Origin of the sequence: Staphylococcus sp. HMSC062H10 (assembly GCF_001836945.1) — a bacterium.
Lineage (GTDB): Bacteria > Bacillota > Bacilli > Staphylococcales > Staphylococcaceae > Staphylococcus > Staphylococcus aureus.
The window spans coordinates 1-9,285 of the sequence record NZ_KV830995.1; the positions used below are offsets into that span (position 1 = coordinate 1).

A 9,285-nucleotide genomic window follows, 5' to 3' on the forward strand; every position below is an offset into this window, starting at 1 on the left:
GATTTCAAAACATGGTAGTGTTAAAATCAACATGAAAGATGGCAGCTTTTATAACCTTAATCTAAGGTGTAAATTAGCGTTCAAATATATGGGGGAAGTCATAGAAAGCAAACAAATTAAAGATATTGAAGTTAACTTAAAGTAATTAATTACGAACAATAAAAAGTAATTGAAGCGGCTTAACGATGAAAAGTAAATTGGTGCGCATACCTTACAAATAAGGATGCGTCAATCGATATCGTCGTTAAGCCGTTTTGTTTGCGTTTTATGAATTCTATCCCAATCTCCATGAATATAAAAATTTCCACCACCGACATCAAAATTCTCAACATCGCAACAAAACCAAATGTTATAATAAATCTATTACACAAAGAGATAAATTACTTATTCAAAGGCGGAGGAATCACATGTCTATTACTGAAAAACAACGTCAGCAACAAGCTGAATTACATAAAAAATTATGGTCGATTGCGAATGATTTAAGAGGAAACATGGATGCGAGTGAATTCCGTAATTACATTCTAGGCTTGATTTTCTATCGCTTCCTATCTGAAAAAGCGGAACAAGAATACGCAGATGCCTTGGCAGGTGAAGATATCACGTATCAAGAGGCATGGGCAGACGAAGAATACCGTGAAGACTTAAAAGCAGAATTAATTGATCAAGTCGGTTACTTCATTGAACCACAAGATTTATTCAGTGCGATGATTCGTGAAATTGAAACACAAGATTTCGATATCGAACATCTGGCGACGGCAATTCGTAAAGTTGAAACATCAACACTAGGTGAAGAAAGTGAAAATGACTTTATCGGACTGTTCAGCGATATGGACTTAAGTTCAACGCGACTAGGTAACAATGTCAAAGAACGTACTGCACTAATTTCCAAAGTCATGGTTAATCTTGACGACTTACCATTCGTTCACAGTGACATGGAAATTGATATGTTAGGTGATGCATACGAATTCCTTATCGGGCGATTTGCGGCGACAGCGGGTAAAAAAGCAGGCGAGTTCTATACACCACAACAAGTATCTAAGATACTGGCGAAGATTGTCACAGACGGTAAAGATAAATTACGTCACGTGTATGACCCAACATGTGGTTCCGGTTCATTACTGTTACGTGTAGGTAAAGAGACACAAGTGTATCGTTATTTCGGACAAGAACGTAACAATACCACTTACAACTTAGCGCGCATGAACATGTTATTACATGATGTACGTTATGAAAATTTCGATATCCGTAATGATGACACGTTGGAAAATCCAGCCTTTTTAGGTCATACATTTGATGCGGTTATTGCGAACCCACCATACAGTGCGAAATGGACAGCAGATTCAAAATTTGAAAATGACGAACGATTCAGTGGTTACGGCAAACTTGCGCCAAAGTCTAAAGCAGACTTTGCCTTTATTCAACACATGGTACATTACCTAGACGATGAAGGTACCATGGCAGTCGTACTCCCACATGGTGTATTATTCCGTGGGGCTGCAGAAGGTGTCATTCGTCGTTATTTAATTGAAGAAAAGAACTACTTAGAAGCCGTGATTGGCTTACCAGCGAATATTTTCTATGGGACAAGTATTCCAACATGTATTTTAGTATTTAAAAAATGTCGCCAACAAGACGACAACGTACTATTTATCGATGCATCCAATGATTTTGAAAAAGGAAAAAATCAAAACCATTTAACCGATGCCCAAGTCGAACGAATTATTAACACATATAAGTGTAAAGAAACGATTGATAAATATAGCTACAGCGCGACATTACAAGAGATTGCCGAGAACGATTATAACCTAAACATACCGAGATACGTTGATACATTCGAAGAAGAAGAACCGATTGACTTAGAGCAGGTCCAGCAAGATTTGAAAAATATCGATAAAGAAATCGCACAAGTTGAACAAGAAATCAATGCATACCTAAAAGAACTTGGGGTGTTGAAAGATGAGTAATACACAAAAGAAAAATGTGCCAGAGTTGAGATTCCCAGGGTTTGAAGGCGAATGGGAAGAGAAGAAGGTTGGCGAGTTATTAGAATTTAAAAATGGTTTAAATAAAGGAAAGGAATATTTTGGCTCAGGATCGTCGATTGTTAACTTCAAAGATGTATTTAATAACCGGAGCATAAATACAAATAATCTGACTGGAAAAGTTAATGTGAATAGCAAAGAACTGAAGAATTATTCCGTTGAAAAGGGTGATGTTTTTTTTACAAGGACTAGTGAGGTGATTGGTGAAATAGGTTATCCGTCTGTAATTTTAAATGACCCTGAAAATACTGTGTTTAGTGGATTTGTATTAAGAGGGCGGCCTAAATCAGGAATTGATTTAATAAATAATAATTTTAAAAGATATGTCTTTTTTACTAATTCATTTAGAAAAGAAATGATTACAAAAAGTTCTATGACAACTAGAGCTTTAACATCAGGTACCGCAATTAATAAAATGAAAGTCATATACCCTGTTTCTGCTAAAGAACAGAAAAAAATAGGTGACTTCTTCAGCAAACTCGATCGACAAATTGAACTAGAAGAACAAAAACTTGAATTACTTCAACAACAGAAAAAAGGATATATGCAGAAAATCTTCTCACAAGAATTGCGATTCAAAGATGAGAATGGAAATGATTATCCGAATTGGAGAACAATTGAATTAAAAAATATTTTAGAAAACATTGTGGATAATAGAGGGAAAACACCAGATAATGCTCCTAGTGAAAAATATCCTTTATTAGAAGTGAATGCATTAGGATATTATCGTCCAGCATATATAAAAGTAAGTAAATTTGTTAGTGAAAACACTTATAATAACTGGTTTAGAGAACATTTAAAAGAAAATGATATTCTTTTTTCTACTGTAGGAAATACTGGAATAGTTAGTCTTATGGATAATTACAAAGCTGTAATAGCTCAAAATATCGTAGGATTAAGGGTAAATAATAATAACCTCCCTTCATTTATTTACTATATGCTATCGTATAAGGGAAATCAGAAAAAAATAAAAAGAATTCAAATGGGGGCTGTACAACCAAGTGTGAAAGTTTCTCAATTTAAGTTTATAAAATATTTAGTACCAATAAAAGATGAACAAGAGAAGGTAGCTAAACTGTTGATTGAAATAGATAAATTAGTGAATAAACAATTAATAAAAATAGAATTACTTCAACAACGAAAAAAAGCCTTACTTAAATCGATGTTTATTTAAATCTGCTGAAGTTTATTTTATAGGAAATGATGATGTTTCATCACTCGATTAATAAGTGGAGTTTATTTATGAAGCTTCAAAATCAAAAACGAACATTAAATTTAGGCACTGTGATAGCACGGTGTCTTTTTGTGTCGAAATTGTGTACAGAATAAGTAGTTAAATAAAGATTAAGTTGAGATAAAGTGTTATTCGTAAATAAAAGAGAGTAGATCGATAGGAATTGAATGATATTAGTTAACTATTTATTAAATTACTTAATAATGATTAATTTTTAGTTAAAGTAAGTTTAATGTGAAGCACGACCGTTGCTCATTATAATGAATGAGGATTGTTCGTATTGCGTAATAGAATAAATCAAATAGACTAAAAATTGGGAGCATAGAATTATGAAATTAAAAAATATTGCTAAAGCAAGTTTAGCACTAGGGATTTTAACAACAGGGATGATTACAACTACTGCTCAGCCAGTAAAAGCAGAAAGTATGGATAGCTCATTAACTGCTATTTCTAATGATACTCAAAAATTGAAAGATTATTATACAGGAACAAGTTTTGATTATAAAAATTTAAAAGGGTATAGAGAAGGTAATATCGCAACATTTATTTTTAATTCACAGCAAATAGATGTAAATTTAACCGAAAATGAAAAAAATAAGTTTGAAGATGGAAATGGAATACAAAATGTGGATGTGTTTGTTGTGAGAGAAGGATCTGGTAGGCAAGCAACAGATTATTCAATTGGAGGAATTTCAAAAACCAATGGGGAAAATTACAAAGATTATGTAAATAGACCTCATATAGAAGTTAAAAGAGAAAGAGGAATGTTTACAACGGTTAAAAGTGATACTGATTTTTACATAAATAAAGAGGAAATCTCATTAAAAGAACTTGATTTTAAATTAAGAAAGCACTTAATTGATAAACATGATCTTTATAAGACAGAGCCTAAAGACAGTAAAATTAGAGTTACTATGAAAAATGGTGATTTTTATACTTTTGAATTGAATAAAAAGTTACAAACTCATCGTATGGGTGATGTGATTGATGGTAGAAAAATAGAGAAAATTGAAGTGAATTTATAATATTATTCGAGGGAGTATATCATGAGGGAAAATTTTAAGTTACGTAAAATGAAAGTCGGTTTAGTATCTGTAGCAATTACAATGTTATATATTATGACAAACGGACAAGCGGACGCATCAGAAAAAGAAAATAACAATCAGCAAGAAAGTAATGAAAAAGCTCATACAGAAAAAAATAATGCACAGGTTAAAAACACTGATGTTAAAACTGCAACTGACAAGCCAGCTAATTTTGTAAATTTGGAAGATGTTAAGCCAGGTGATACATCAATTAAAGGTAAAACATTACCAAATCATATAATTTTATTGAATATAGACAGACAAAGTGCCGATTCATTTGAAGGCTCTGATGGAGAGCTTGTTATGTCAGATGATAAAGGTAACTTCAATTATGATTTAAAAGACCGTAAAATAGTCCATAATCAAGAAGTTGAAGTTTCATCATCATCTTTAGATGATTTAGGTGATGAAGAGGAAGAGGTTGAAGAAAAAGAAGAAGTTCAAGAAGAGGAAACAGGTGCTAAATCTACTGTCACAACACCAAGGTATGAAAAAGCATATAAAGTTCCAAATCAGCAATTAAAACAAGAAAATGGACATCATCAAGTATTAGTTGAACCAATTACCGCAGGATCTGGTATTATTAAAGGTCATACTTCGGTGAAAGGAAAAGTTGCTCTTTCAATTAATAATAAATTTATTAATCTTGGTGATAGTACTGATGTTGAAAATCGTTTAACTGAAGACCAAGGAAAAACTAGGTATCAAGGTATTTGGAAACATATAGATGATAAAGGTTATTTTGAATTTGATTTCAAACGTAAACCATATGATAACTTAAAATTGAATCCAGATGATAATGTGTCATTAACATTCTTGCCAAACGATGAAGAAGAAGCTTTAAAGCCAATTATATTTAAAACAAAAGTAACAAGTTTTGATAATATTGAATCTGCTATAACTAGCTATAATCCTAAAAATGTCAATAAAGTAACAACTCTTACTAATGTAAAAGAAGACTTAGTAGTTGAAGATATTTATGGCTTTGAATATAAAAGTGAACAAGGAAGAGGAATTCCTCAAAATAATAGCCATAGTACTAAAGAAATTAAAGGTAAAACAAAATTTGCGAATGCAGTTGTAAAAGTTGATTCTGAATTAGGTGAAGGTCAAGAATTCCCAGATTTACAAGTTAATGAAAATGGGGAATTCACTTTTAATTCGTTTGACGCTGGTTATAGATTATACAATGGCGAAAAGTTGAACTTTACTGTTGTAGATCCAATTACTGGAGACTTGCTTAGTCAAGGATTTGTTAGCAAAAATATAGATGTTTATGAATCGCCTGAGCAAAAGAAAGAGCGAGAATTTGATGAAAAACTTGAAAGTATTCCGGCTTATTATCAATTACACGGAGACAAAATAATTGGATTTGATACTGAGGGTGGTGTATCAACTTGGTTTGATGCACTTGATAAGAAAGAACTGGAAAAAGTTCTTCGCCAATACTAATTAAATAAAACAGCTTAATGATGTAATGAAACTAGTGAGTTAATCACTGACTTCTACGTCATTGAGCTGTTTTTTATTTGCTTCGTTACAAAGCATTATTGAATTTATTTTACGTGTTCATATTTTGAAACATCAAAGCCGTCTTGCTTAGCTTTGTTGATAATGTCTTTGATTGAATGTAGTCCTTTATCGGCGAAGTATGATCTTAAGTTGTCTTTTGTAGCTTGGTCAGCATTCTTATCTAATAACACATCGATATAGCTTAATTCATGTTCTAAGAAGTTTGCATCATCATGTAGTACGAGTCCATTTTGAGAATAAACTTTTGCATCTGCTTGATTACCATATCCAACAACCCCAGTTGCTAATACACCTACCATTGCCGTAGCTACTAAAACTTTTTTAAATTTCATATCTATCACTCCTCTAAAAATTGTAACTCTATCATAACACTGAATATTAAGAAAATTACGTTTATTAAGTCGAATTAATAATTTTTAATAAATAGTTAAAGTGGCAAATATTGCTAAAAAGCAATTAATCTTTAGTGCGATGCTTATGGATTTTCCTACTAAAACCTTGATTTCAAAGAGGGTTTAAATCAAATGAAACAATAATAAAAAAATGACGCAACATAATAATAAGTACAAATTTAATTAAGAAATAAAATTGATTGTATATGTATATTTTGGTAACGTAAAAGAGAAATATACAAAATAATTAATTATTTATATGAAAAGAGAATATAAAAGAAGTATAAAACAGAGAGACGTGAAGCGATGGGATATTTAAAAAGGCTTTCATGGTACATAAGTATCTTAATTTTAATAGTTGTTATAGCAGGTTGTGGCAAAGGTAATGAAATAAAAGAAGATTCAAAAGAAACACAAATCAAAAAGAGCTTTGCGAAAACATTAGATATGTATCCAATTAAGAATCTCGAGGATTTATATGATAAAGAAGGATATCGAGACGGTGAGTTTAAAAAGGGCGATAAGGGTACATGGACTTTACTCACAAGTTTTTCAAAAAGTAACAAACCGGGTGAAATAGATGACGAAGGTATGGTTTTATTCCTTAATAGAAATACAAAGAAGGCAACAGGATATTATTACACGAGCAAAGTTCATGATGAATTTAATGAAAAAGATCAACAAAAAAATATCATGTTGAATTAAAAAATAATAAGATAGTACTTTTGGATAAAGTAGAAGATCCAAAGCTCAAAAATAAAATAGAAAATTTTAAATTCTTTAGTCAGTATGCTGATTTTAGAGATCTTAAAAATTATAAAAATGGAAATATATCAAGTACAGATAATGTGCCAAGCTACGATGCAGAATATAAAATGAGTAATACGGATAAAAATGTAAAAAAACTTAGAGAAGTTTATCCGATTACAACCAAAAAGTCGCCAGTATTAAAATTACATATAGATGGCGATATAAAAGGAAGTTCAGTTGGTTATAAAAATATAGAATATAATTTTTCAAAAGTAAAAGACCAAGAAACTGCTGTTAGAGATTTTTTGAATTTTGGACCATCTGATGGAGTTAGCTAAAGATAATTAGATGTAGAAATAATTCTAAAACAGAGAGACGTGAAACGATGGGATATTTAAAAAGGATTGGAATGTGTATAAGCCTGTTGATTGTAATCATTTTTGTAACATCTTGCGGTGGTGGTAATAAAATCACTGAAGATTCAAAAGAAATACAAATCAAAAAGAGCTTTACGAAAACGTTAGATATGTATCCAATCAAAAATCTTGAGGATTTATACGACAAAGAAGGATACCGAGATGGCGAATTTAAAAAAGGTGACAAAGGGATGTGGACGATATACACAGATTTCGCTAAAAGTAATAAACCGGGTGAATTGAATGATGAAGGTATGGTTTTAAATCTGGATAGGAATACTAGAACCGCTAAAGGCCATTATTTTGTTACTACATTTTACCGGAATGGTAAACTACCAGATGAAAAGAATTATAAAATTGAAATGAAAAATAATAAGATTATTTTATTAGATGAAGTAAAAGATGATAAGCTCAAGCAGATAATAGAAAACTTTAAATTTTTCGGTCAATATGCAAATCTTAAAGAATTGAAAAAATATAATAATGGTGATGTTTCAATTAATGAAAATGTTCCTAGTTATGATGTTGAATACAAAATGAGCAATAAAGATGAAATAGTTAAGCAATTAAGAAGTCATTATAATATTTCGACTGAAAAATCACCTATATTAAAAATGCATATTGATGGGGACTTGAAAGGCAGTTCCGTAGGTTATAGAAAGTTAGAAATTGACTTTTCAAAACGTGAAAACAGCAAATTATCAGTCATTGAATTTTTAAGTTATAAACCAGCGAAAAAATAGTATTGATAAGGAATATTAAGGGGTGAAAAAATGGAATATCTAAAAAAGCTTGCACTGTTCATAAGTGTTATTATTTTGAGCATTTTTATAATAGGTTGTAATAGTTCAAGCGATACTGCAGAAAAAGCAAAAGAAGATTCAAAAGAAGAACAAATTAAAAAGAGCTTTGCGAAAACGTTAGATATGTATCCTATTAAGAATCTCGAGGATTTATACGACAAAGAAGGGTACCGAGATGGCGAATTTAAAAAGGGAGACAAAGGGACGTGGGTTGTTAGATCTGAAATGATAATTCAACCAAAAGGTAAAAGTTTAACTTCAAGAGGCATGATATTATACATGAATAGAAATACTAGGACCACAACTGGTTATTTTTCAATAGAAGAGATAGATTCAAGAAAAAGTCTTGATGAAAGAGAAACAGAAAAAAAGTATCCTGTGAAAATGAAAAACAATAAGATTATTCCAAATGAGGAGATAAAAGATGAAAAGTTGAAAAAGGAAATTGAAAACTTTAAGTTTTTTGTGCAATATGGCAGTTTTAAAGGAATAGAGAATTATGAAAATGGTGACATTTCCTACAATTCTGAAGCTCCTATTTATTCAGCGAAATATAAACTGAAAAATGATGATTATAATGTTAAAGAATTACGAAAAAGATATAATATTCCAACAGAAAAGGCGCCTAAATTGTTGTTGAAAGGTTCGGGGGATTTGAAAGGGGCTTCAGTTGGATATAAGGAAATTGAATTTATATTCCTAGAAAACAAAAAAGAAAATATATATTTTTCAGATGGATTAAACTTAATTCCAAGTGACTAAAAATAACACAAAGGTTGATAGTGCTCAACAAATATTAACATGATAGAGAGAAGTGAAAAAGTGAGATTTTTAAAAAGAGTCGTATTGTACATAAGCATTATGGTTTTGAGCGTTTTTATAATGGGTTGCGATAGATCAAGCGATACTACAGAAAATCAAAGAGAAGATTCAAAGGAAGAACAAATCAAAAAGAGCTTTGAGAAAACATTAGATATGTATCCAATTAAGAACCTAGAGGATTTATACGACAAAGAAGGATACCGAGATG

General features: G+C 31.1%; 9 protein-coding genes and 2 pseudogenes. 9 read left to right on the forward strand and 2 right to left on the reverse strand.

Going from position 1 to position 9,285, the window contains the following annotated elements; genetic code table 11:
• Positions 1–145: exotoxin beta-grasp domain-containing protein (locus HMPREF2658_RS14640; RefSeq protein ID WP_371106838.1), on the forward strand; the 145-nt coding region annotated here is incomplete at its 5' end.
• Positions 146–228: 83 nt separating this feature from the next.
• Here HMPREF2658_RS14640 and HMPREF2658_RS14945 read toward each other — a convergent pair.
• A pseudogene (locus HMPREF2658_RS14945) lies at positions 229–348 on the reverse strand (hypothetical protein).
• A 59-nt stretch (positions 349–407) separates the two neighbouring features.
• Here HMPREF2658_RS14945 and HMPREF2658_RS11645 point away from each other — a divergent pair.
• The 4 genes from HMPREF2658_RS11645 (at position 408) to HMPREF2658_RS11660 (ending at position 5,813) form a co-directional block, all read left to right on the forward strand.
• Positions 408–1,964 (forward strand): type I restriction-modification system subunit M, encoded by a 1,557-nt coding sequence (locus HMPREF2658_RS11645; RefSeq protein WP_000028601.1) that lies wholly within the window; start codon positions 408–410, stop codon positions 1,962–1,964.
• Positions 1,957–3,216, forward strand: a complete 1,260-nt coding sequence (locus HMPREF2658_RS11650; protein ID WP_000072578.1) for a restriction endonuclease subunit S — start codon at positions 1,957–1,959, stop codon at positions 3,214–3,216. Before HMPREF2658_RS11645 ends, HMPREF2658_RS11650 begins: the two co-directional genes overlap by 8 nt.
• A 389-nt stretch (positions 3,217–3,605) precedes the next feature.
• Entirely contained in the window at positions 3,606–4,301 is a 696-nt protein-coding gene (locus tag HMPREF2658_RS11655; protein ID WP_000769140.1) for an exotoxin beta-grasp domain-containing protein, read from the forward strand.
• Between the two features lie 21 nt (positions 4,302–4,322).
• Entirely contained in the window at positions 4,323–5,813 is a 1,491-nt protein-coding gene (locus tag HMPREF2658_RS11660; RefSeq protein WP_001208895.1) for an FKLRK protein, read from the forward strand.
• A 104-nt stretch (positions 5,814–5,917) separates the two neighbouring features.
• On the opposite strand, the gene spn is transcribed toward HMPREF2658_RS11660, so the two are convergent.
• Entirely contained in the window at positions 5,918–6,226 is a 309-nt protein-coding gene (spn, locus tag HMPREF2658_RS11665) for a myeloperoxidase inhibitor SPIN (protein ID WP_000669519.1), read from the reverse strand.
• Between the two features lie 366 nt (positions 6,227–6,592).
• Between spn and HMPREF2658_RS11670 the strand changes: the two are divergent.
• From HMPREF2658_RS11670 to HMPREF2658_RS11685, 4 genes and pseudogenes are all read left to right on the forward strand, one after another.
• Positions 6,593–7,374 (forward strand): annotated as a pseudogene (locus HMPREF2658_RS11670) (tandem-type lipoprotein).
• A gap of 47 nt (positions 7,375–7,421) precedes the next feature.
• Positions 7,422–8,195: a tandem-type lipoprotein gene (locus tag HMPREF2658_RS11675; protein WP_000540911.1), complete on the forward strand. Its 774-nt coding sequence runs from the start codon at positions 7,422–7,424 to the stop codon at positions 8,193–8,195.
• A 30-nt stretch (positions 8,196–8,225) separates the two neighbouring features.
• Complete coding sequence (locus tag HMPREF2658_RS11680) at positions 8,226–9,017, forward strand: tandem-type lipoprotein (protein ID WP_000456128.1); 792 nt, start codon at positions 8,226–8,228, stop codon at positions 9,015–9,017.
• Between the two features lie 39 nt (positions 9,018–9,056).
• Positions 9,057–9,285: Csa1 family protein (locus tag HMPREF2658_RS11685; RefSeq protein ID WP_141758300.1), on the forward strand; the 229-nt coding region annotated here is incomplete at its 3' end.

What these genes read in the sequence shown, in the direction of transcription:
- HMPREF2658_RS11645 (WP_000028601.1), top strand. Translation starts at nt 408, where the DNA reads ATGTCTATTACTGAAAAACAACGTCAGCAACAAGCTGAATTACATAAA.
- HMPREF2658_RS11650 (WP_000072578.1), top strand. Translation starts at nt 1,957, where the DNA reads ATGAGTAATACACAAAAGAAAAATGTGCCAGAGTTGAGATTCCCAGGG.
- HMPREF2658_RS11655 (WP_000769140.1), top strand. Translation starts at nt 3,606, where the DNA reads ATGAAATTAAAAAATATTGCTAAAGCAAGTTTAGCACTAGGGATTTTA.
- HMPREF2658_RS11660 (WP_001208895.1), top strand. Translation starts at nt 4,323, where the DNA reads ATGAGGGAAAATTTTAAGTTACGTAAAATGAAAGTCGGTTTAGTATCT.
- spn (WP_000669519.1), bottom strand. Translation starts at nt 6,226, where the DNA reads ATGAAATTTAAAAAAGTTTTAGTAGCTACGGCAATGGTAGGTGTATTA.
- HMPREF2658_RS11675 (WP_000540911.1), top strand. Translation starts at nt 7,422, where the DNA reads ATGGGATATTTAAAAAGGATTGGAATGTGTATAAGCCTGTTGATTGTA.
- HMPREF2658_RS11680 (WP_000456128.1), top strand. Translation starts at nt 8,226, where the DNA reads ATGGAATATCTAAAAAAGCTTGCACTGTTCATAAGTGTTATTATTTTG.